The sequence below is a fragment of the Dellaglioa sp. CoH-57-MRSF-17 genome (assembly GCF_056782015.1).
This window is the reverse complement of the sequence record NZ_JBXAXY010000002.1, coordinates 314,849-339,731: the sequence shown is the minus strand read 5'-3', so window position 1 is coordinate 339,731 and position 24,883 is coordinate 314,849. Positions and strand designations below refer to the sequence as shown.

The 24,883-nt window shown below is 33.7% G+C and carries 19 protein-coding genes; all 19 read left to right on the top strand.

Annotated elements, in window-relative coordinates; translation table 11 throughout:
• The first annotated feature begins 75 nt into the window (after positions 1 to 75).
• The 19 genes from AC1RPJ_RS03555 (at position 76) to lepA (ending at position 24,846) form a co-directional block, all read left to right on the top strand.
• Positions 76 to 843, top strand: a complete 768-nt coding sequence (locus AC1RPJ_RS03555; protein ID WP_481761385.1) for an isoprenyl transferase — start codon at positions 76 to 78, stop codon at positions 841 to 843.
• Positions 844 to 853: 10 nt separating this feature from the next.
• Positions 854 to 1,648 (top strand): phosphatidate cytidylyltransferase, encoded by a 795-nt coding sequence (locus AC1RPJ_RS03550; RefSeq protein ID WP_409022448.1) that lies wholly within the window; start codon positions 854 to 856, stop codon positions 1,646 to 1,648.
• A gap of 23 nt (positions 1,649 to 1,671) precedes the next feature.
• Positions 1,672 to 2,943: an RIP metalloprotease RseP gene (gene rseP, locus AC1RPJ_RS03545; protein WP_481761384.1), complete on the top strand. Its 1,272-nt coding sequence runs from the start codon at positions 1,672 to 1,674 to the stop codon at positions 2,941 to 2,943.
• Positions 2,944 to 2,966: 23 nt separating this feature from the next.
• Positions 2,967 to 4,682, top strand: a complete 1,716-nt coding sequence (locus AC1RPJ_RS03540; protein WP_481761383.1) for a proline--tRNA ligase — start codon at positions 2,967 to 2,969, stop codon at positions 4,680 to 4,682.
• Positions 4,683 to 4,754: 72 nt separating this feature from the next.
• Positions 4,755 to 9,098 carry a PolC-type DNA polymerase III gene (locus tag AC1RPJ_RS03535; protein ID WP_481761382.1) on the top strand — a complete coding sequence of 1,448 codons (4,344 nt, stop codon included), beginning with the start codon at positions 4,755 to 4,757 and terminating at the stop codon, positions 9,096 to 9,098.
• A gap of 131 nt (positions 9,099 to 9,229) precedes the next feature.
• Positions 9,230 to 9,703, top strand: coding sequence for a ribosome maturation factor RimP (gene rimP / locus AC1RPJ_RS03530; RefSeq protein WP_409022452.1), 474 nt, complete (start codon positions 9,230 to 9,232; stop codon positions 9,701 to 9,703).
• Positions 9,704 to 9,732: 29 nt separating this feature from the next.
• Entirely contained in the window at positions 9,733 to 10,809 is a 1,077-nt protein-coding gene (gene nusA / locus AC1RPJ_RS03525; RefSeq protein ID WP_409022453.1) for a transcription termination factor NusA, read from the top strand.
• A gap of 43 nt (positions 10,810 to 10,852) precedes the next feature.
• Positions 10,853 to 11,152 carry an RNase P modulator RnpM gene (rnpM, locus tag AC1RPJ_RS03520; RefSeq protein ID WP_409022454.1) on the top strand — a complete coding sequence of 100 codons (300 nt, stop codon included), beginning with the start codon at positions 10,853 to 10,855 and terminating at the stop codon, positions 11,150 to 11,152.
• Positions 11,142 to 11,447 (top strand): L7Ae/L30e/S12e/Gadd45 family ribosomal protein, encoded by a 306-nt coding sequence (locus AC1RPJ_RS03515; RefSeq protein WP_409022455.1) that lies wholly within the window; start codon positions 11,142 to 11,144, stop codon positions 11,445 to 11,447. Before rnpM ends, AC1RPJ_RS03515 begins: the two co-directional genes overlap by 11 nt.
• 15 nt (positions 11,448 to 11,462) lie before the next feature.
• Positions 11,463 to 13,790, top strand: a complete 2,328-nt coding sequence (gene infB / locus AC1RPJ_RS03510) for a translation initiation factor IF-2 (protein ID WP_481761381.1) — start codon at positions 11,463 to 11,465, stop codon at positions 13,788 to 13,790.
• A gap of 27 nt (positions 13,791 to 13,817) precedes the next feature.
• On the top strand, positions 13,818 to 14,171 hold the full coding sequence (gene rbfA, locus AC1RPJ_RS03505) for a 30S ribosome-binding factor RbfA (protein ID WP_409022457.1): 354 nt from the start codon (positions 13,818 to 13,820) through the stop codon (positions 14,169 to 14,171).
• A 342-nt stretch (positions 14,172 to 14,513) separates the two neighbouring features.
• A complete protein-coding gene (locus AC1RPJ_RS03500) occupies positions 14,514 to 15,920 on the top strand; it encodes a tetratricopeptide repeat protein (RefSeq protein ID WP_481761380.1) in 1,407 nt (468 codons plus the stop codon).
• Positions 15,921 to 16,077: 157 nt separating this feature from the next.
• Positions 16,078 to 16,983 (top strand): tRNA pseudouridine(55) synthase TruB, encoded by a 906-nt coding sequence (truB, locus tag AC1RPJ_RS03495; protein ID WP_481761379.1) that lies wholly within the window; start codon positions 16,078 to 16,080, stop codon positions 16,981 to 16,983.
• Between the two features lie 16 nt (positions 16,984 to 16,999).
• Positions 17,000 to 17,944: a riboflavin biosynthesis protein RibF gene (gene ribF, locus AC1RPJ_RS03490; protein ID WP_481761378.1), complete on the top strand. Its 945-nt coding sequence runs from the start codon at positions 17,000 to 17,002 to the stop codon at positions 17,942 to 17,944.
• A gap of 154 nt (positions 17,945 to 18,098) precedes the next feature.
• Positions 18,099 to 19,142, top strand: a complete 1,044-nt coding sequence (gene hrcA, locus AC1RPJ_RS03485; protein ID WP_409022460.1) for a heat-inducible transcriptional repressor HrcA — start codon at positions 18,099 to 18,101, stop codon at positions 19,140 to 19,142.
• 17 nt (positions 19,143 to 19,159) lie between these two features.
• Positions 19,160 to 19,756 carry a nucleotide exchange factor GrpE gene (gene grpE / locus AC1RPJ_RS03480; RefSeq protein WP_481761377.1) on the top strand — a complete coding sequence of 199 codons (597 nt, stop codon included), beginning with the start codon at positions 19,160 to 19,162 and terminating at the stop codon, positions 19,754 to 19,756.
• 25 nt (positions 19,757 to 19,781) lie between these two features.
• Positions 19,782 to 21,617 (top strand): molecular chaperone DnaK, encoded by a 1,836-nt coding sequence (dnaK, locus tag AC1RPJ_RS03475; protein WP_481761376.1) that lies wholly within the window; start codon positions 19,782 to 19,784, stop codon positions 21,615 to 21,617.
• A 125-nt stretch (positions 21,618 to 21,742) separates the two neighbouring features.
• Entirely contained in the window at positions 21,743 to 22,882 is a 1,140-nt protein-coding gene (gene dnaJ, locus AC1RPJ_RS03470) for a molecular chaperone DnaJ (RefSeq protein WP_481761375.1), read from the top strand.
• A 122-nt stretch (positions 22,883 to 23,004) separates the two neighbouring features.
• Entirely contained in the window at positions 23,005 to 24,846 is a 1,842-nt protein-coding gene (lepA, locus tag AC1RPJ_RS03465) for a translation elongation factor 4 (protein ID WP_481761374.1), read from the top strand.
• The last annotated feature ends 37 nt before the right edge of the window (positions 24,847 to 24,883 follow it).

Genomic DNA, 24,883 nt, shown 5'->3' with positions numbered 1-24,883 from the left:
TATTTTAAGACAGGCGTCGTTTTGTGCCTGTTTTTTTGCTACAATAGAACATGTAACTATTCTTGGAGGTACAATATGGCTTTTAATTTTAAAAAAAATAAAACAAATGAATTAATCCAATTGGATATGGAAAGAATTCCTAAACATGTTGCTGTTATAATGGATGGTAATGGACGTTGGGCAAAAAAAAGGCATTTACCTAGAATTGCGGGACATAAAACCGGTATGGATACTGTAAAAACAGTAACTATGGCTGCAAGTGATTTAGGGATTAAAGTTTTAACACTTTACGCATTTTCTACTGAAAATTGGAAACGGCCCGAAACAGAAGTTAATTACCTGATGAGTTTACCGGGTACTTTTTTTGATAAGTTTGTACCAGAATTAATTGAAAAGAATGTAAAAGTTAATGTTATGGGCTACATTGATCAGCTTCCAAATGAAACAAAATTAGCTGTTCAAAATGCAGTGGAAGATACTAAAGATAATACAGGGATGGTTCTTAATTTTGCATTAAATTATGGTGGGCGAGCAGAGATTGTGACGGCTATCAAAAATATTGCAACTGATACCTCTAATGGTAAACTAAGCGTTGAAGAGATAACAGATAAAACAATTGACCAGTATTTAATGACTAGTAATTTAGCACCTTATAATGATCCGGAATTACTAATCAGAACTAGTGGTGAAGAAAGAATATCTAATTTCTTATTATGGCAAATTGCTTATAGTGAATTAGTGTTTACTGATACATTATGGCCTGATTTTTCTGAAGATGCATTAAAAGATGCAATACTAAATTATCAAAAAAGAGACCGCCGTTTCGGTGGTATAAAAGAATAGGAGAATTTTTATGAGACAGCGCGTAATTACGGCAATTGTGGCTCTCTGTATTTTCATACCATTGGTTATTATTGGTGGACTACCATTGCAGATATTTGCTTTAATTTTAGGATGCATTGGTATTTCGGAAGTATTTGTAATGAAGAAAAAATTATTGATATCACCAGAGGCTACTTTTGGTATCTTAATGACAATAACTGTGATTGCACCAGATAAGTGGTTTAAATTTTTACCAGCTCACATTTCTTCTGTAAATGTATTTTATTTTCTTGTTGCACTTCTATTAATGTATATGGTTACTTCAAAAAATCGTTTTTCATTTGATGATGCTGGTGTTTTTGTCTTAAGTTCTTTATATGTCGGGATGGGATTTCATTATTTTATTGCGGCAAGAGGCAACGATTTTAACGGATTAATGACATTAGCATATATTTTAATTGTTATCTGGACAACAGATACAGGTGCTTACATGTTTGGACGTAAGTTTGGTAAAAATAAATTAGCACCACATATTAGTCCAAATAAAACATGGGAAGGTTCAATTGGTGGAACATTAATGGCTACACTGTTAGGAAGTATCTTTATTTACTTCTTCCCACAAAATCATTCTTTTCCTATAATGATTTTGATTACGTTAATCCTTTCGGTATTTGGACAATGCGGTGATTTAGTTGAGTCCGCGTTTAAACGTTTCTATGGTGTAAAAGATTCTGGACGTATTCTACCTGGACATGGTGGTATTTTAGATCGATTTGATAGTTTAATATTTGTATGGCCAATTATGCATTTATTTGGGTTAATGTAATAAATTAAAGGGGGAGGATTCACATGATTAAAACGATTATTACATTTATTATCGTTTTTGGAATTTTAGTTGTGATTCATGAATTTGGTCATTACTATTTTGCAAAACGTGCTGGAATTTTAGTTCGTGAATTTTCAATTGGTATGGGGCCAAAAATACTTTCATTCCATAGAGGTAGTACAACGTACACTTTAAGAATATTACCTCTTGGTGGATATGTTAGAATGGCGGGAATCGCTGATGATGAAGATGAAGATTTAAAACCTGGTATGCCTATGAGTTTAATACTGGATAGTAATAATAAGGTTACAAAGATTAATACGAGTAAAAAAACAACGCTGTATAATGGTATCCCAATCGAATACCTAGATAGTGATTTGCAAAAAGAACTCTGGATTACAGGATATGAAAATGGTAATGAAGAGATAGTAAAAAAATATAATGTTGATCATGATGCGTTAATAATTGAAAAAGATGGCACAGAAATTCAAATCGCTCCTGAAGATGTTCAATTTCAATCAGCTACGCTTTGGAATCGAATTTTAACGAATTTTGCTGGACCGATGAATAACTTTTTATTAGCTATTGTTGCATTTATACTACTTGCTTTTATGCAAGGTGGCGTTGCAACCAATTTGAATCAAATTGGTACAATTCAAGAGAATTCTGCGGCTCAAAGGGCGGGGTTAAAAGCAAATGATAAAATTGTAGCTGTATCTGATAAAAAGACAACAAACTGGACTGAATTAACGACAGCGATTAGCAGTCGTCCTGATAAAAAAACTGACTTAAAAGTAATAAGGAACGGTAAAACAGAATCAATCGTTATTACACCTGAATCAAGTAAAACAGACTCAACAAAGATCGGTAAAATTGGTATTACAGTTAAAATGGATCACTCATTTATCAATAAAATTACTTATGGGTTTACGCAATCATGGAGTGTCGTGGCTAGTATTGTGGCTGTATTAGTAGGGATGTTTACTAAAGGTGTCAGCTTAAATGATTTTGGTGGTCCGGTTGCAATTTATGCAGTGACTTCAAATGCAGCAAGTTATGGGTTGGCGAGTGTTGTGTCATTGCTTGCATTCTTATCAATTAACTTAGGAATTGTGAATTTATTACCAATTCCAGCTTTAGATGGTGGAAAATTAGTACTAAATATTATCGAAGGAATTCGTGGCAAACCAATTTCACCTGAAAAAGAAGGTGTTATTACATTAGTTGGATTTGCATTTTTAATGATATTGATGATATTAGTCACATGGAATGATATTCAGCGTTATTTCTTTTAAATGAAAAAGGAGAATAAAATAGTATGAAACAATCACAATTATTAATACCAACAATGAAGGAAGTTCCAAGCGATGCTGAGGTTATCAGTCATCAAATGATGTTACGAGCTGGATATATTCGACAAGTTTCAGCCGGAATGTACAGTTATTTACCATTAGCTTTCTCCGTTATTAGAAAAATTGAAACAATTATTCGCGAAGAAATGGAAGCAATTGGAGCGGTTGAAATGCTTGTACCTGCCGTTATTCCTGCTGAATTATGGGAAGAAACAGGTCGTTATGAAACCTATGGTGATACACTTTTTAAATTAAAAGATCGACATGATAGAAAATTTATTTTAGGACCAACTCATGAAGAAACATTTACTTCTTTAATTCGTGATGAAATCAAATCATATAAAAAATTACCACTGACAATGTTCCAAATACAACAAAAATATCGTGATGAAAATAGACCTCGTTTTGGTATATTAAGAGGCCGTGAATTTTTAATGAAAGATGCTTATTCATTCCATGCGGATGAAGAAAGTTTAAATGATACTTATCAAAAAATGAATCGTGCATATCAAAATATTTTTGAACGCTGTGGTCTTAATTTTAGAAGTATTATTGGTGATGCAGGTGCAATGGGCGGTAATGATTCAAAAGAATTTATGGCAATTTCTGATATTGGTGAAGATACAATCGTTTATTCTGATAAGAGCGATTATGCAGCTAATTTAGAAATGGCAAAAAGTTTGAAAACATATAAGAATTCACATGAAGCGATTAAAGATATTGAAAAAATTGAAACACCAAATATTAAAACAATTGATGAGTTGGCTAAATTTATTGATACAGCAAGTGAAAATTTAATAAAATCATTATTATTTATGGCTGATGAAAAACCAGTGATGGTTTTAATGCGCGGAAATGATATTTTGAATGAAATTAAATTAAAAAACACATTAGGCGCTGATTTTTTACGTATGGCAACTGATTCAGATGTTACTGAAGTGTTGGGTGCAGAGTTTGGTTCACTTGGACCTGTTGGTGTTACAGAAGACGTAACAATTGTTGCCGACGAAGGAATTAAGGGAATGATAAATGCGGTCGTTGGTGCAAATACGACTGGTTCTCATTTATTTAACGCAAATATTGATCGTGATTACCGAGTAGATAAATTTGTAGATTTACGTTTGGCTCAAGAAGGTGAAACTTCACCTGAAGGGGAAGGCGAATTGAAATTTACTAAGGGGATTGAAATTGGTCATATCTTCAAAATTGGAACACGATATTCTGAGGCATTGGGCGCTAATATCTTAGATGATAATGGCCGCGAAAAACCTGTGATATTAGGTTGTTATGGAATCGGCGTTAGTCGTTTACTTGCAGCCATTGCAGAGCAACAAGCTGATGAAAATGGTTTAGTATGGCCTAGAAGTATTGCACCATACGATGTTCATGTAATTCCAATTAATGCTAAAAATGATGAACAAATGGCTCTAGCTAATGAAATTGACAAAAAAATGACTGAAAATGGTTACAAAGTATTGCTTGATGATCGTAAAGAACGTGCAGGTGTTAAATTTGCTGATTCAGATTTAATTGGATTACCTGTTCGAATTACAGTTGGTAAGAAAGCTGCTGATGGTATCGTTGAAGTGAAGTTACGTAGAAATGGTGAAACGATTGAAGTAACGAAAGACGAATTAGAGAGCTCTATCTCAATTTTATTAAAAGAAGAAAATCAAAACTAGTTAAAGAAGATTGAGTTCAAAAGAAAATTTTGACTCAGTCTCTTTTTCATTTTTAGAAAAGGAGTCAATCATTTGTCGCTTAATAATAAAGAATTATTCAATAAACTATTAGAACAAATTAATTTTCAATCAAGTGACCAACAAGATAGTGAAATATTGGATTTAATTGAAATTTCAACCGTAACTGTTCATGAAAAGTCAAAACTATGGGAATTCAAGCTAGTTGCCCCTAAAATTTTGCCATTTTCATTATTTAGTGACTTAGAAAATAAAATTGCAATTACATTTAAAGATATTGCAAAAACAAAAATAACTGTTCAAGTTGAGCAACCAGAATTAACAAACCAACTTTTAGGCGATTATTGGACATGGGCAGTTAAAAATAGTGAAGCTAATTCTTCGCTAGTACAAGAACTTTTTCATGGGAACGTCCCTTATCTTGATGATAGACGAGTGATGTTAATGGCTGAAAATGAAATTGTAAAAACGTTCTTAACAGGTCAAGCATTAGGACCAATTGAAACTGCGTATCAAATGGTCGGATTTCCACAGATAAATATTAATACATTATTAGATGAATCAAAATCACAAGAAAAAATAGAAGAAATTAGACAGCGAAAAGAATCTCAAGATGCCATAATGATGCAGAAGGCAACAGAAACTATTCAGAAACAAAATGAAAAGAAAAAGACTGATTCTCAAACTGTAATTAATGGACCTGTTCAAATGGGTAAAAAGATTAGTACAAAAGAGCCTGCAAAACGGATGGTTGAAATCATTGAAGAGGAACGCTCGGTTATTATTGAGGGATATATTTTCTCTAAGGAAATCCGGACGCTTAAGTCTGAAAGACAATTAATGATCATTAAAATGACGGATTATAGTTCATCCATGACCGTAAAAAAATTCTCTCGTAATGAAGAAGACGAAGCGATGTTTGCTGCTATTCAAGAAAAAGAATGGGTCAGAGTTCGTGGTGCAGTACAAGAAGATAATTTTATGCGAGATCTAGTGGTGAATGCTTACGATATTAATCAAGTCGACCACCCAAGCCGTCAAGAAACAGCTCCAGATGATGAACGACGTGTTGAATTACATTTACACTCAAATATGAGTCAAATGGATGCCACAAATTCAATTACGGATTATGTACAGCAAGCCAGTAAATGGGGACAAAAAGCAATTGCGATTACGGATCATTCTACCTTACAAAGTTTTCCTGAGGCTCATTCTGCTGGAAAGAAAAATAATATTAAAATTTTGTACGGTGTTGAGGCTAACGTTGTTGATGATGGTATTCCAATTGCTTTTAATGATAAGGATGTAAATCTAGAAGAAGCCACTTATGTTACTTTTGATACGGAAACAACGGGTTTATCTGCTCGATTTGATAAAGTTATTGAATTAGCTGCTGTTAAAATGACAAAGGGAAATGTCATTGAAGAATTTGATGAATTTATTGATCCAGGACATCATTTATCTGAAACAACAACTAATTTAACCTCAATTACGGATGAAATGGTTCATGGATCAAAATCTGAAGAAGAAGTTTTTAAATTATTTAGAGAATTTTCAGAAGGTAGTATTCTAGTTGCCCATAATGCTAGTTTTGATATTGGCTTTATGAATACTGGATATGAACGTCATGGCATGGAACCTATGCAAAATCCAATCATTGATACGTTAACGTTAGCAAGATTTTTACATCCCGAATTAAAAGGGTTTAGATTAAATACACTTTCCAAAAAATTCAATGTTAACTTGGAACATCATCATCGCGCTATTTATGATGCTGAGACAACTGGTCTTTTGTGTAATATCTTTATTAAAGATGCTAAGGAACGATTTGAAATAACGTCACATGTTCAATTGAATGATCATATGGGTGAGCATGATGCTTACAAACAAGCACGTCCATTCCATGTTACGTTACTTGCGACAACTCAAGCCGGACTTAAAAATATGTTTAAATTAGTTTCAACTTCGATGATAGATTATTTTTATCGGATGCCCCGCATCCCTCGAAGTGAGTTAAATAAATATCGTGAAGGTATTATCGTTGGTTCAGCGTGTGACTCAGGTGAAGTATTTACAGCAATGATGCAAAAAGGGATGGAAGAGGCTAAAGAAAAGGCTAAGTTTTATGATTACTTAGAAATTCAGCCTAAAGCATTATATGAACCTCTAATCCATCAAGAATTAATTAAGGATAATCAAAATTTAGAGGAAATTTTACAAAATATGGTTGATTTAGGACACGAAATGGATAAGCCGGTTGTTGCGACTGGAGATGTTCATTATATGAACCCTGAAGATAGTATTTATCGTAAAATTCTTGTTAATTCAATGGGTGGTGCTAATCCGTTAAATCGTTCTATTTTACCTGATGCACATTTTAGAACAACGAATGAAATGTTGGAAGGATTCCAATTTTTAGGTGCGGATGTTGCTAAAGAAATCGTTGTTACAAATACGAATTTAATCGCTAATATGATTGATGATGACATTTCTCCAGTTAAAGATCGATTATATGCACCGAAAATTGATGGCTCTGAAGAAGAAATTAAACAATTAACCTATAATCGCGCTCATGAACTTTATGGAGAAGAGTTACCTGAAACTGTGGTTAAACGTCTTGATAAAGAATTGACAAGTATCATTGATAATGAATTTTCAGTTATTTATTTAATTTCACAAAAATTAGTTCATAAATCTAACAAAGATGGTTATTTAGTAGGGTCCCGTGGATCTGTTGGGTCAAGTCTTGTTGCAACAATGACTGGAATAACAGAAATTAATCCATTACCACCTCATTATCGATGCCCTAAATGTAAATATACACATTTTTATGAAAAAGGTGAATATGGGTCTGGATTTGATTTACCAGACCAAGACTGTCCCAAATGTGGTACACCATTAGATAAAGATGGACATGATATTCCATTTGAAACTTTTCTTGGATTTTATGGTGATAAAGTTCCTGATATTGATTTGAATTTTTCGGGTGATTATCAAGCAATTGCGCATAATTATACGAAAGTTTTATTTGGGGAAGATTATGTTTTCCGTGCAGGAACAATTGGTACTGTTGCAGATAAAACGGCTTATGGTTATGTTAAGGGTTATGAACGTGATACTGGAGCAACGTTTAGAAATGCGGAGATAGATCGACTTGCTAAGGGGTCAACTGGCGTTAAACGGACGACCGGTCAACATCCTGGTGGTATCTTAGTTGTCCCTAACTATATGGATGTTTATGATTTTTCACCTATCCAGTATCCAGCAGATGACTCAACTTCCGAATGGAAAACAACCCATTTTGATTTCCATTCTATCCACGATAATATCTTGAAATTAGATATTTTGGGTCATGATGATCCAACCATGATTAGAATGTTACAAGATTTATCAGGAGTTGACCCAAAAACAATCCCTACGGATGATAAGGGCGTTATGCAAATATTCCAAGGGCCTGAAGTACTTGGTGTTACTAGCGACGAAATTTTCTCAAAAACAGGTACATTAGGTATTCCGGAATTCGGAACGAGATTTGTTCGAGGGATGCTAGAAGAAACAAAACCTAAAACATTTGCTGAACTATTAAAAATTTCTGGTCTATCACATGGTACAGATGTGTGGTTGGGAAACGCTGAAGAACTTATTTCTAATGGAACAATCACGATGCCGGAAGTTATTGGCTGTCGTGATGATATCATGATGGGGCTTATTCATATGGGTATGGAAGCTGGTAGCGCTTTTAATATTATGGAAGGTGTTCGAAAAGGAAAAGGTATCTCAGATGATTATCAAACTGAGATGAAAGCAGCAAAAATTCCAGATTGGTATATCGGAGCATGTTTAAAAATCAAGTATATGTTCCCTAAGGCACATGCTGCTGCGTATATTTTGATGGCCTTACGAATTGCATACTATAAAGTTTATTTTCCAATGTTATATTACTGTGCTTATTTCAGTGTTAGAGCAGATGATTTTGATTTAGTCGCAATGTCGCATGGTAAAGAAGCAGTGAAAAAAGCAATGAAAGATATTAATGATAAAGGGATGGATGCATCAACAAAAGAGAAAAATTTGTTGACGGTCCTTGAATTAAGCAATGAAATGCTTGAACGTGGCTTCCAATTTGGGATGATTGATTTGGATAAATCAGATGATTCAAATTGGATAATTGATGGTGATAAGTTAATTGCACCATTTAGAGCTGTACCAGGTCTTGGTAATAACGTTGCTAAGCAAATTATTGCTGCTCGTGAGGAACGCCCATTTTTATCTAAAGAAGATTTAGCTAAACGTGGTAAAGTTTCTAAGTCATTAATTGAGTATATGACTGAAAATAATGTTTTAAAAGCATTACCAGATGAAAATCAACTATCTATTTTTGATGATGTCTTTTTCTAAAAAGTGAGAACATAGCAGTTTGTTGATGTTTTCAGAAAATTATGCTATATTAAAGAAAGTATTTTGATATCTTGTTTGAGTGAGCAGCGATGCTCACTCTTTTTATTGGGAAAATGTAAGGAGGGTAACGTGTGAGTACTGTTATAGAGACTGTCACAGAGCTAGTTCAACCAATTGTTGATGAACAGAATATTGAATTGGTGGACATTGAATTTGTTAAAGAAGGCCCAAGTTGGTTTTTAAGAGTTTACATTGATAAACCTGAAGGCATTAAAATTGAAGAGTGTGTTGCTGTTAGTGATATTTTAAGTGAAAAATTAGATGAGATTAATCCTGATCCAATTCCACAAGCTTATTTTTTAGAGGTTTCATCACCTGGTGCTGAAAGACCTTTGAAAAAGGAAAAAGATTATGAAAGAGCTTTGAATGAATACGTTAATATTTCACTATATGAACCTATTAATAACGCTAAAATTTTTCAAGGTACCTTAACGGAATTAACAGCTGATGAATTAACAGTTGTTTATATGGACAAAACGCGTAAGAGAACGATCGTTATTCCTCGTCAAAAAATAGCTAAGGCGCGCTTAGCTATCAAATTTTAAGTAGCTTTTTATAAAGGAGTAAATTAAAGATGAGTAAAGAACTATTAAGTGCACTTACAGTGTTAGAAGAAGAAAAAGGTATTAAAAAAGAAGTTATTATTGATGCCATTGAAGCAGCATTAGTTTCTGCATACAAGCGTCATTACAATCAAGCACAAAATGTTGAAGTAGAGTTTGATTCAAAAAAAGGTAATATTACAGTTTATGCGGTTAAAGAAGTAGTCGAAGAAGTCTTTGATTCACGTCTTGAAGTTAGTTTGCAAGATGCTTTAGAGATTAATAAAGCATATGAAGTTGGCGATTCAATTCGATTTGAAGTTACACCTAAGGATTTTGGACGAATTGCTGCACAAACTGCTAAACAAGTTATCATGCAACGTGTTCGTGAAGCTGAACGTAGTATTGTTTATGATCAATATATTCAATATGAAAATGAAATCGTTAGCGGTGAAGTAGAACGTCATGATAATCGTTATATTTATGTTAATTTAGGTAAAGTGGAAGCTGTTTTAGCTAAGATTGATCAAATTCCTGGTGAAAGTTTTAATCCACATGATCGAATTAAAGTTTATATCACAAAAGTTGAGAATGCTGCTAAAGGCCCTCAAGTTTTTGTTAGTCGTTCACATCCTGACTTGCTAAAACGATTATTTGAACAAGAAGTTCCTGAAATATATGACGGAACAGTTGAAATTGTATCAATTGCTCGTGAAGCAGGTGACCGTGCTAAGGTAGCTGTTCGTTCGAATAATCCAGATATCGATGCTGTTGGTACTTGTGTTGGTCCTAAAGGACAACGTGTACAAACTATTGTTAATGAATTAAAAGGCGAAAATATGGATATTGTTGAATGGAATGAAGATCCTGCAAAATACATTGCTAATGCTTTGAATCCTGCAGAAGTTGTCAATGTTGTCTTTAATCCAGAAAATGATCATGCTTGTACTGTAGTTGTGCCAGATCACCAATTGTCATTAGCAATTGGTAAAAAAGGTCAAAATGCACGATTAGCTGCAAAATTAACAACGTTTAAAATTGATATTAAATCTGAATCTGATATGGTTAACAGTAGTGAAGAAAAAGAAGTTTCTGAAACAAACAAATAAGCCGATTAAAACTGATCGGTAATTGATTTGGAGGCAAATTAAAGTGATTAATCGTAAAATTCCAATGCGTAAAGATATCGTTACGGGTGAAATGAAACCTAAAAAAGAACTTGTTCGTGTTGTTAAGAATAAAGAAAATGAAGTATCTTTAGATCCAACAGGTAAGAAACCAGGGCGTGGCGCATATATTTTTCTTGATGTAGATGTGGCGAAGCAGGCTCAAAAAGAAAGAACATTCAATAAAGCATTCGGTATTAAGATTGACGAATCATTTTATGAAGAACTTGTCGAATATGTTGACCATCAGGTAGCTAGACGAGAATTATTTAAAGATGAAAAATAGTCAAAAATTCTTACAAATGCTAGGCTTGACCAGACGCGCAGGTATGTTGGTGACTGGTGAAGGACTAGTATTGAATGCTGTCAGGAAGAATAAAGCTAAATTGGTTATTCTTTCTGAAGATTGTGGACAAGCGACTTTAAAAAAAGTAACAGATAAGTGCAACAGCTATAATGTTAAATTATATGTTGGATTTTCAAAAGCCAGTTTAAGTGAGGCCGTTGGACAACAGCGCACAGTGTATGCTATTACCGATAAAGGTTTTAGCAGAAGGATGTGTGACTTAATGGATATATAGAAGGAGCATGCAAATATGGGAAAAAAAAGAATTTATGAATTAGCTAAAGAGCTAGAATTAAATACTAAAGATATTATTGATTTTGCAACGACAAAAGGTTTTGATGTTAAAAATCATATGTCAACTATTGGTGATAATGAAGAACGTCAGATTCGCGATAAATTTAAAAAGGGCGCTGCTAAAGTAGTTGCTGCAAAGAAAATGGTTGAAAAAACTGTATCTAATGCAACACCGAAAAAACCAGTAGCAAAACCTGTTGCAAAGAAACCAGCACAACCTGCTAAAACAACGAATAGTAAACCTGTTGCTCAAAAATCATCGCAGGTAGCTTCAAAACCAGTAGCAAGAACAACTAACGCTGCACCAAAGACAACAAATGAAAAGCCAGCAAATCGTCCTCAAAATAGTACACAATCAAGTGCTAGAACTGCTAATAATGGTAATGCTAATCAGCAAGGACGTTCGAGATTTAATAATAATAACCGTTATGGGAATAATCCTTATAACAAACGTAACAGAAATAAGAAAAACCGTCGTTCAACGACACCAAAACCACCTGTATCACCCAGAAAAGATAAACCATTACCAGAAATCTTATATTACAATGCTGCAACTAATGTTGCTGAAATTGCTAAAAAGATTCATCGTGAACCAGCAGAAATTATTAAAAAATTATTTATGTTAGGCGTAATGGTTAACCAAAATCAAACACTCGATACAGATACAATTGAAATTTTAGCAGCAGAATATGGTATTAAATCAGAAGCTAAAATCGATGTAGATGTTGCTGATATTGATAAAATGTTTGATGCAGAAATTAAAAATGAAGATAATCTTGTTTCAAGACCACCAGTTGTTACAATCATGGGACATGTTGATCATGGTAAGACAACCTTACTTGATAAATTACGTCATACACATGTTACTGATGGTGAAGCTGGTGGTATTACACAACATATTGGTGCTTACCAAGTAAAACATGATAATAAAACAATTACATTCTTAGATACACCTGGACATGCTGCATTTACAAATATGCGTGCTCGTGGTGCCGATATTACTGATATCACTGTTTTAGTTGTTGCTGCTGATGATGGGGTTATGCCTCAAACAATTGAAGCAATTAATCATTCTAAAGCAGCCAATGTACCTATTATTGTTGCTGTTAATAAAATGGATAAGCCCGGTGCTAATCCTGCTCATGTTACAGAACAATTGGCTGAATATGAATTAATTCCTGAAAGTTGGGGTGGTGATACTATTTTCGTTGAAATTTCAGCGAAAACAGGCACAAACCTTGATGAATTATTAGAAATGATTTTACTTGAAGCCGAAGTTCTTGAATTACAAGCAAATCCAAAACAAAAGGGTATTGGATCTGTTATTGAAGCTCGTCTTGATAAAGGCCGTGGAACAGTTGCTTCATTACTTGTTCAACAAGGTACGTTAAAAGTTGGTGATCCAATTGTTGTTGGTAATAGTTTCGGACGTGTCCGTACTATGACAAATGATAAAGGCCGTCAAGTTAATAAAGCTAAACCTGCTACACCAGTAGAAATTACTGGTTTGAATGATGTTCCAGGTGCTGGCGATCGTTTCGTTGTCTTTGATGATGAAAAAACTGCTCGTGCAGCTGGTGAAGAACGTGCTAAACGTGCTTTAACAAAAGAACGTGGAAATGTTACGCATGTAACACTTGATAACTTGTTTGATTCACTTAAAGAAGGCGAATTAAAAGAAGTTGCTGTTATTATTAAAGCAGATGTTCAAGGTTCAGTTGAAGCTCTTGCAGGAAGTTTGAAGAAGATTGATGTTGAAGGTGTTCGAGTTAATATCATTCATCAAGCAGCTGGTGCAATTACTGAAAGTGATGTTACTTTGGCAGAAGCAAGTAATGCTATCATTATAGGATTTAATGTTCGTCCAACACCTCAAGCTAAACTTCAAGCACAATCTGACGAAGTTGATATTCGCTTACATCGTGTTATTTATAACGCAATTGAAGAAATTGAAACGGCTATGAAGGGAATGCTTGAACCAGTCTTTGAAGAAAAAATAACTGGACAAGTTGAAATTCGTGAAACATATAAAGTTACAAAAGTTGGAACAATTGGTGGTGCTTACGTCACTGAAGGTTACATCGAAAGAGATAGCGGCGTTCGTTTAATTCGTGATGGTATTGTTATTTATGAAGGTAAATTAGCAAGCTTGAAACGCTTTAAAGATGACGCTAAAATTGTTAAACAAGGTTTCGAATGTGGTGTCATGATTGAAAAATACAATGACATTAGAGAAGGCGACCAAATTGAAGCCTACGTTATGGAAGAAGTTCCAGTTAAATAATTCATAACAACTATAGGAGGATATAAAATGACACAACATTACCGTGTAGGTCGTTTATCACAAGAAATTCAAAAAGAAGTTAATGATATTCTTTTAAAACGAGTGAGAGATCCTCGAGTTGAAGGTGTCACAATTACGGGAGTTAATGTAACTGGTGATTTACAACAGGCGACAATTTACTATAGTATATTGTCAAATATGGCATCAGATGCACAAAAAACACAACGTGGTTTGGAAAAAGCTTCTGGATTAATTCGTGGTGAACTTGGATCAAGATTATCAATTTATAAAACACCAGAATTGGTTTTTGTAAGAGATGAGTCAGTTCAATATGGTGATAAAATTGATCAATTACTTAAAAAGATAGATTCTGAATATTAAAATAAAAATCCTGATACCGTTTGTTGCTCTATTTAAACTGTTGTTGATGGATAACTTTATGAAGGTCCTAATCCTTAGTGATTAGGCCTTTTTTTCTCCTCATCAATGGAGATATTATCTTATAATATAATCATATCTTTTATTTTTAATAGTAATCAAGTAAAATTAGTTGTAAGTATTGGTATCTCATATCTTTGATTATATGGTGTAGTTGAATACTAATTCATTTGAAGAATTATGAATTTTTCTTATACCACTATTCAACAATCATTAGATAGTGTGGTAATTTCCTTTAAAAAATTAATTTAATTTTCAAAATATATATTAGAAAGAGGTACTAATTTGAATTCAGAGCAATATAAAGAATTATTAACTTCACAGTCAAAAGAAGTATTAATTCGATTACTAACAAAATATACTGAGAATAAATACGAAATAAAGAATGATATATTAGCTGATTTGGGATTTTTGGATGAAGAAGAAGAAATAGAAGATGCAAAGGAACGAATTCGAGAAATTATTTATGAAAATAGGAAACAAGGGTATGTTTCGTGGAGAGGATACGACAATATTAGTGAAGTAGTCGATAATCTGCTCTCTATTTGTGACGTGAGATTTAGTCAAAATTATTTAAAAGCACCTATGTTAATATTATTAGATTTATTAGAACAATTAGTAAAGGTCAGTGAGTATACAGAATTAGGGTTTATGATTGAGCAAGAGAGTATACTTTCTAAAATACGGATTTATGTAGAAAAACTGTCTGTTAAAGATGGGGCAGATGAAAAGAAAAAATTAATTGTTACGAATGTTATTCGATATGCTAAAAAAAATTTTTGGAATGAATGGGCGGTGAGTGATTTTGATTTACTCAGTCTCATTCTTCCTTTGCTAAATACAAAAAATACGGATAAAGTATTGAAAATTGCCGATAAAATTAGTACAAGATTTGATGAATATACACAACAAGATAGGAAAAGTAAATATTTATTATTTAAAATTAAATTGTTCTTCCAAGTAAATAAAATTAAAGAAGCAGAAGAAATTATTAATAATAATTTAGATATTGATGATGTTAGAATGTTTAAAGTTGAGTTAGCTGTTTCAAGAAAAGACTATGAAGTTGCAGAAAAATTAGTACTAAAAAAATTAATTACAGATAATGATAAAAATATTCAATATTTACAACCTTGGTATACTCGACTAGATACTATCTATGAGGAGACAAATCAAGTTCAAAAAAGAATTGAGTATTTAAAACAGGCATTATATAAAGGCAATGATTCCGATTATAAAAAATTAAAAAAGCTTTTAGTTGATAATGGATTTTGGAAAGCTGAATACCCTGATATTCTGAAAAACATTTCTAAAACACTTGATAATTGGCAACTTGCACAGATATTAGCAGATGAAAACGAAGCTACCATTTTGCTACAATTAATTAAAAAAAATCTGAATTTATTTATGAATTATGGAAAATATATTTACCCACTATATCCCAAAGAAGCTAACATGATGTTTGAAAGCATAGTTAAAGATTTAATAGTTAAAGCTAAAAATAGAAAAGACTATCAAAATATTGGCGATTATATTTTACGGTATAATAACTTTGGAGATGAGGAAGTAGCAATATCTCTTTGTGAGGGTTTGAAAAAGAAATATAAAAATCGGCCTGCACTACAAAAAGAAATGGATAACGTTATGGAAAGAATAAAAAATTATGATGTTTATGGGAAGTTTTGTGAATAATAACGTAGCTAAAACTGTTGGTAAATAGGTATTTAGGAATGATGATAGATAGTTATCTCTTAAATAGAAATTTCAATATTTATAAAAATTAGAATCGATATCCCTTGTTTTACTGATTATGATATACTGTTAAAAGTATATTAACGGAGGTAAGACAATGGACGGAATTATTCCACTATTCAAAGAACGTGGTATGACCAGTCATGATTGTGTTTTTAAGTGTCGTGGCATTTTTCAAACCAAAAAAGTTGGTCATTCAGGTACTCTTGATCCAAATGTTGATGGTGTTCTACCGATTTGTATTGGTAAAGCGACAAAAACAGTAAACTATTTGATGAATTCTGGCAAAGTATATGCGGGTGAAATAACACTTGGTTTCTCTACAGAAACTGAAGATTTAGATGGCGAAATAATCGAAGAAAAAGAGATTATAGATCCTTTCACATCGGAAGAAATTGATGATGTTATGAACCAGATGACAGGTACAATGATTCAAATTCCACCAATGTTCTCAGCTGTTAAAGTAAACGGACGTCGCTTATATGATTACGCTCGTAAAGGTGAAACAGTGGAACGTCCAGAAAGACAAATAACGGTGACTTCATTTATTCAAACGAAAGCTACAGAATATGATTTAGAAAATAAAAGACAAAAAATTTATTTTGAAGTTGCATGTGGAAAAGGGACCTATGTTAGGACGCTAGCTGTTGATCTCGGTAAAAAATTAGGTGTACCTGCAGTTATGTCCGACCTGACTAGACTGGAAAGCGGCGGTTTTAGAATTGATAAGGCGTTTACCCTGGACCAATTAAATGAGGCTAAAGTCAATGGGACGTTAGAATCGTTGTTATATCCAATTGATACAGCGCTAACATCATTTAAAAGGTATGAATTAACAACTGAACAGTGGCTTATTGTCCAAAATGGTGGATTTTTAGCAGTTGATTCGTTTAATAATGAGCCAACAGTTTCTCTAGTTTATGAAAATAAAATTAGATGTTTATACAGATTGAATAGTGAAAAAAATCGTTATCAGTCTGAGACAATGTTTGATTTAGGATAAAGGAAGATATTGGAACATGAAAGTTATTTATTTAACTGAACCGTATAACCCTAACGAAATTAGTAATGATTCTATTTCACTTGCTATGGGTTTTTTTGACGGTGTTCATTTAGGACATCAAAAAGTAATACAAGAAGCTAAGCAAAAAGCTAACGAAAAAAATATTAAACTTGCAGTAATGACATTTGATAAGCATCCGTCAGTACAATTTCAAAAAGCACCCGAACAAAGTGTAAAATATTTAACGTCTATGGAAAAAAAAATATTATTAATGAAGCAATTAGGCGTTGATATTTTTTATATTTTAACGCTAAATAATAGTTTAGCAAAAATGGAACCACAAGATTTTGTCGATAAATATATGGTTGCATTGCATGTAAAGGTAGTAGTTGCAGGATTTGATTATACGTATGGTAAAAAAGATATCGCAAATATGGATACACTACCTTTATATGCTAATCAAAAATTTGAAATTATTACTGTGCCTGAATTAGCGACGAATCATCAAAAGATAAGTTCATCTCGAATTAGAATGGAAATTGATAACGGACATATTAGCGATGTTAATAAGTTATTGGGCTATAAATATGAAACACTTGGTAAAGTTGTTCACGGTGAAGCTAGAGGTAGAGAACTTGGCTTTCCAACATTAAATTTAGAATTCAATGAACACATTCGAATTCCGGGACCCGGAATATATGTGACTAGCGTTCAGGTTGGTGATGTCTGGTATCGTGGGATGGCATCTATTGGCTACAACGTAACGTTTGGAAAAAATCGTGAATTAACGGTCGAAATAAATTTATTTGATTTCAACGAGATGATTTATGGCCAAATTGTTACGGTTCAATGGTTAGCATATTTGAGAAGTGAAGTTAAATTTGAAGGTATTCCTGGATTAATTACGCAATTAAATAAAGATAAAAAAAATACTAATACTTATTTTGACCAACACATATAAGTATTGGTTTAATGGCTGACTAAATAGGATATATTTAGTCAGCCATTTTCTTTAAAAAAGTGAGTGCATTCCTTGACAATAATCTCAACATTTAGTATATTAATAGTTGTCTTAGCACTCCATTGTGTTAAGTGCTAAAAAGAGGTGATTGATCATGCTAACAGAAAGACAAATGTTAGTGTTAGAAGCAATTGTCAGAGTATATACAGAGGTTGGTCAACCTGTTGGTTCTAAATCGGTCGTTGATTTTTTACCAATGCATGTAAGTTCAGCAACTATCAGAAATGAAATGGTGACATTGGAAAATAATGGGTTAATTAAAAAAACACATTCTTCTTCTGGTAGAATTCCTTCATTTTTAGGTTATCGATATTATGTTGATCACATTGTTAAACCCGGCGTTGTTCCAGCAGCGGAATTAGCGAATATTCAAAATTCTCTTGGTGTTCATTTTCAAAAGATTGATGAAATATTTGCAGAATCAACTAAGATTCTTTCGGACTTAACAAATTATACAGCGATTTCTTTACGACCTGAAACAATGGAAAGTCGTCTCGAAGGTTTTCGATTAGTACCATTAGGAAATCATCGAATTATGGCTATTCTTGTGATGAGTAGTGGCGTTGTTGAGAATCAGACATTCAGTATTCCTAAATCGATTAACGGATCAGATTTAGAAGCCGTAACAAGGTTGTTGAATGACCAATTAATTGGGTTGTCATTAGCTGAAATTTCTAAGAAGTTAAGAACAAGTATCCCAGTTATGTTGGTTAATTATATGCGTAGGCCAGCTGGTATTTTAGATATTTTTGGTAATATTTTAAAGCAGGCAGCACGTGAACAAGTTTTTGTTGGCGGTAAATCTAATATATTAGATTTTGCTACCGATAGTAACGTGGATGAATTAAAATCATTATATGATTTAGTAGACACATCAAATAACAAGAATATTGGTGAATTAATTGGAATTCAAGGTAAACCTATTCAAATTAAAATTGGTGAGGAATTAACGAACCAATTACTTGATAACTATAGTCTTATATCAGCTAGTTATGATGTTAGTGACCATGGTCAAGGGGTTATCGCATTATTGGGTCCTACAAATATGCCATATTCAAAAATGATTGGTTTATTAGATGCATTTAGTGATGAGCTTGCTAAAAAATTGTTAGATTATTATCAACAATTTGATAAATAAGAAAAGGGGTGTTGTGTGTGGTTAAAGATGCCAAAGAAGATTTAGTTGAAGAAGATGTTACACAAGAGCAACATCAGTCTAGTGAAGCAACTAATCAAAATGAGAAAAAAAGTTCTGTTACTGATAAAGTAAAAGAAAAATTTAGTAAAAAGCCTTCTGATGCAGATAAATTAGTTGAGTTACAAGCTAGTTTAGACACAATGGAAGATAAATATTTACGAGCAGAAGCCGAAATGGCAAATATGAATACACGCTTTAAGAAAGAACAAGAACAACTCTTAAAGTATAGCGGGCAATCATTAGCTAAAGATGTTCTACCAGTTATCGATAATTTGGAACGAGCATTGGCAATTGAGGTTGACACTGAGAGTGGCGAACAACTTAAAAAAGGTATTGAATTAGTTTATAAAGATGCACAAAAAGCATTAACTAATAATGACGTTATAGAAATTGCAACTGATGACGTTACTTTTGATCCAAATGTTCACCAAGCAGTTCAAACAGTTCCAGCTTCTGATGATCAAAAAGCAGATACAATTGTTCAAGTCCTTCAAAAAGGATATAAATTAAAAGATAGAGTGTTACGTCCAGCAATGGTCGTTGTCGCTCAATAATAATATAAGAAGAGGTAGATAAATTATGGCAAAAATTATAGGAATTGATTTAGGAACAACTAACTCAGCTGTTGCTGTGTTAGAAGGTAAAGAAGCAAAAATTATTACAAACCCAGAAGGAAATCGTACAACACCATCTGTTGTTTCATTTAAAGATGGCGAAACTCAAGTTGGTGAAGTTGCTAAACGCCAAGCAATCACAAACCCTGATACTGTTGCATCAATTAAACGTCACATGGGAGAAGAAGGCTACAAAGTAGATATTCAAGGAAAATCATACACACCACAAGAAGTTTCTGCTATGATTTTACAATACATCAAAGAATATTCTGAAGCTTACTTAGGCGAATCAGTAACACAAGCTGTTATTACAGTTCCTGCTTACTTTAACGATTCACAACGTCAAGCTACAAAAGATGCTGGTAAAATTGCCGGTTTAGAAGTTGAACGTATTGTTAACGAACCTACTGCTGCTGCTTTAGCATATGGTCTTGAAAATACTGAAAAAGATGAAAAAATCCTTGTATTCGATTTAGGTGGTGGTACATTTGATGTTTCTATCCTTGAATTAGGTGATGGTGTCTTTGAAGTACTATCAACAAACGGTGATACTAAACTTGGTGGAGATGATTTTGATCAAAAAATCATGGACTGGTTAGTTGAGACCTTCAAAAAAGAAAATGGTATTGACTTATCAAAAGATAAAATGGCAATGCAACGTCTTAAAGATGCTGCTGAAAAAGCTAAAAAAGATGTATCTGGTGTTACTAGTGCACAAATTAGCTTACCATTTATTACAGCCGGTGCTGCTGGACCTTTACATTTAGAAGCAACATTATCACGTGCAAAATTTGATAATCTTACACAAGACTTAGTTGAACGTACACGTATTCCAGTTCAAAATGCTTTAAAAGATGCTGGATTAACAAATGCTGATATTGATCAAGTTATCTTGGTTGGTGGTTCAACACGTATTCCTGCTGTTCAAGCATTAGTTGAAAAAGAAACAGATCACAAACCTAACCAATCAGTTAACCCTGATGAAGCTGTTGCACTTGGTGCTGCAATTCAAGGTGGTGTCATTACTGGTGATGTTAAGGATGTTGTTTTACTTGATGTAACACCACTTTCATTGGGTATTGAAACAATGGGTAGCGTCTTTACTAAGTTAATTGATCGTAATACAACGATCCCAACAAGCAAGTCACAAACGTTCTCAACAGCTGCAGATAACCAACCTGCCGTTGATATCCATGTCTTACAAGGTGAACGTCCAATGGCTACTGATAATAAAACATTAGGCCGTTTCCAATTAAATGATATTCCTGCTGCACCTCGTGGAATCCCTCAAATTGAAGTTAAATTTGATATTGATAAAAATGGTATTGTTAACGTTTCTGCTAAAGATTTAGGCACAAACAAAGAACAAAAAATTACAATCAAGAGTTCAGGTGGTCTTGCAGAAGACGAAATCGAACGCATGGTTAATGAAGCTAAAGAAAACGAAGAAGCAGATAAGGCACGTAAAGAAGAAGTTGATTTGAAGAATGAAGTTGATCAATTATTATTCTCAGTTGATAAAACTTTGGAAGAATTAAAAGGTAAAGTAACTGAAGAAGAAATTAAATCTGCTGAAGATGCTCGTGATGCTTTGAAGAAAGCTCAAGAAGATAACAATGTTGAAGATATGAAAGTTAAGAAAGATGAATTGAATAAAATTGTTCAAGACTTAACTGTTAAATTGTATCAACAAGCACAAGAAGCTCAAGGTGAAGCTGGTGCTGAAGGCACGGCTAAAGACCCTAAAGATGAAACTGTCGATGGTGACTTCGAAGAAGTTAACCCTGAAGATAAGAAGTAATCTTTACTAAATTTTGAGTGTGATAGAAAGTCAAAGGCCTTTGGGACTTTGGCTTTTTATTTCATGTTAGACATGTTATCCTATTTAGAGCAATAAAAACCAAAAAGGTTATTCGGAGGTACGGAATGGCAGAGAACAAAGATCCATATAATGTACTTGGTGTGACTAAAGATTCGTCACCTGAAGAAATAAAAAAAGCGTATCGTAAGTTATCTAAACAATATCATCCGGATATTAATAAGGATGCTGGTGCCGAAGATAAATTTAAAGAAATCACTGAAGCATATGAAACAGTTGGTGATCCACAAAAGAAAGCTGAATACGATCAATATGGTTCAGCTGGGTCTCAAGGTGGTGCTTACCGAGGATTTGGTGGTCAAGGACAACAAGGTGGATTTGGCGGCGGTGGATTTGAAGATATTTTCAGTTCATTTTTCGGCGGTGGTGGTGCTTCCCAAGATCCAACCGCTCCACGAGCAGGTCGTGATTTGCAATACGAGATGACATTGACATTTAATGAAGGTGTTTTTGGTAAAGAATCAACAATTAAATACAATCGTAAAAGTCTATGTGCTACTTGTTCTGGTTCTGGAGCAAAACCTGGAACTTCTCCAATTACATGTCATAAATGTGGTGGTCGAGGTACTATCCAAGTTGAGCGTCGTACGCCACTTGGAAACATGATGACTGAACAAGAATGTGATATTTGTCATGGTACAGGTAAAGAGATTAAAGAAAAATGTGATACATGTCATGGATCAGGCCATATTGATGAAAGACATGAAGTTAAAGTAACTGTTCCTGCTGGTGTTGAAGATGGTCAACAGATGCGTCTTCAAGGACAAGGTGAATCTGGTGAAAATAGTGGACCTTATGGAGATTTATACATTATCTTTAGAGTTCAGGCTAGTGGCACATTTGACCGTGAAGGTCCTGATATTTACATTGATGTTCCAATTAGCTTTGTCCAAGCTGCATTGGGCGACGAAGTAACGGTTCCAACCGTTCATGGAGATGTAAAAATGAAGATTCCCGCTGGAACACAGACTGGAACGACTTTCAGATTACGTGATAAGGGTGCGCCTAAATTACATGGTAAGGGTAATGGTGATCAAGAAGTGACGGTTAATATTGAAACACCTCGTAATCTTAAAAAAGAACAAAAAGATGCTTTGAAAGAATTTGCTACAGCTAGCGGTAAAAACGTTGTTGGCGAAGGTAATTTATTTGATAAGTTAAAAGATCAATTTAAAAATAAGAAATAAAGTTAAAAATAGAATCGTCTTCTAAGATGATTCTATTTTTTTGTATGCGAACTGTAATTGTGTTTAGTAGCGTTGATTGTTATAATCAGAAGAGATAGAAACAAGAAAGTAGGACGCTATTAATGGATTTTGAAGAAATGCAAGATAGACAAAAACATATTCGAAACTTTTCGATTGTAGCACATATTGATCATGGAAAATCCACACTTGCGGATCGTATCCTCGAGATGACTGATACAGTTACTAAACGTGAGATGCAAAATCAATTACTCGATTCGATGGATCTTGAACGAGAACGTGGAATTACAATTAAATTAAATGCGGTTGAATTACATTATCTTGCTAAAGATGGTGAAACATATATCTTTCATTTAATTGATACACCAGGACATGTTGATTTCACTTATGAAGTTTCAAGGAGTTTGGCGGCTTGTGAAGGTGCTGTACTTGTTGTAGACGCTGCTCAAGGTGTTGAGGCACAGACACTCGCAAACGTTTATTTAGCGATTGATGATGATTTGGAGATTTTACCAGTTATTAATAAAATTGACTTACCATCTGCTAATGTTGAAATGGTAAAAAAAGAAATTGAAGATGTTATCGGATTAGATGCCTCTGATGCCGTTCTGGCAAGTGCTAAAAATGGTATTGGTATTGAAGAGATGCTGGAACAGATTGTAACGAAAATTCCTGCACCAAATGGTGATTTAAAAAAACCATTGAAAGCTTTAATTTTTGATTCAATCTATGATAGTTACCGTGGCGTTGTTTTGAGTATTCGGGTGGTTGACGGTGTTGTAAAACCTGGCGACACAATTGAATTAATGAATAGTAAGAAAAAATATGAAGTGACTGAAGTTGGGGTTATGTCACCCAAAGCAGTTAATCGTGATTTTTTAATGGCCGGAGATGTTGGGTATGTTACAGCGGCAATTAAAGATATTCGAGATACACGAGTTGGTGATACAGTAACTTCAGCTGACAATCCAGCAACTGAAGCACTAGATGGTTACCGTGCAATTAATCCTATGGTTTATTGTGGGTTATATCCCGTAGATAATTCAAAATATAATGAATTACGTGAGGCACTTGAAAGATTACAATTAAATGATGCTGCTTTACAATTTGAACCAGAAACGTCACAAGCACTAGGATTTGGGTTCCGTTGTGGATTTTTAGGGTTATTACACATGGATGTTGTCCAAGAGCGGTTAGAACGTGAATCTGGGTTAGATTTGATTACAACGGCACCATCTGTAATTTATCATGTTGATTTAACTGATGGTGAGAAAATAATTGTTTCTAACCCTTCTGAAATGCCAGAACCATCATCAATTAAGCAAATTAACGAACCTTATGTGAAAGCAAGTATTATGGTACCTAATGAATATGTTGGAGCAGTCATGGAACTTTGTCAAAAAAAACGTGGTGTTTTTGAGACGATGGATTACTTAGATGAATTCCGTGTAAATATTATTTATCATATGCCTTTATCAGAAATTATCTTTGATTTCTTTGATAAATTAAAATCTAATACACGTGGATATGCATCCCTGGATTATGAAGAAGAGGGTTACCGTCCAAGTGATTTAATTAAAGTTGATATCTTGTTGAATGGTGAAGCAGTTGATGCATTGAGTTTTATTGTTCATCGTGATTTTTCTTTTGAACGTGGAAAAGGTATCGTCAATAAATTAAGATCATTAATTCCGCGCCAAATGTTTGAAATTCCAGTTCAAGCTGCTGCTGGACAAAAAATTATTGCAAGAACAAATATTAAAGCATACCGTAAGGATGTTACAGCTAAATTGTATGGTGGAGATCGAACACGCCGTATGAAACTTTTGGAAAAACAAAAAGCTGGTAAGAAACGAATGAAACAAGTTGGTAATGTTGAGATTCCACAAGAAGCATTTATGGCAGTCTTGAAAATTGATGAAGATGAAGAATCTAAGAAAAAATAAGTAAAAACGACAACCGGAAAAGTCTGGTTGTCGTTTT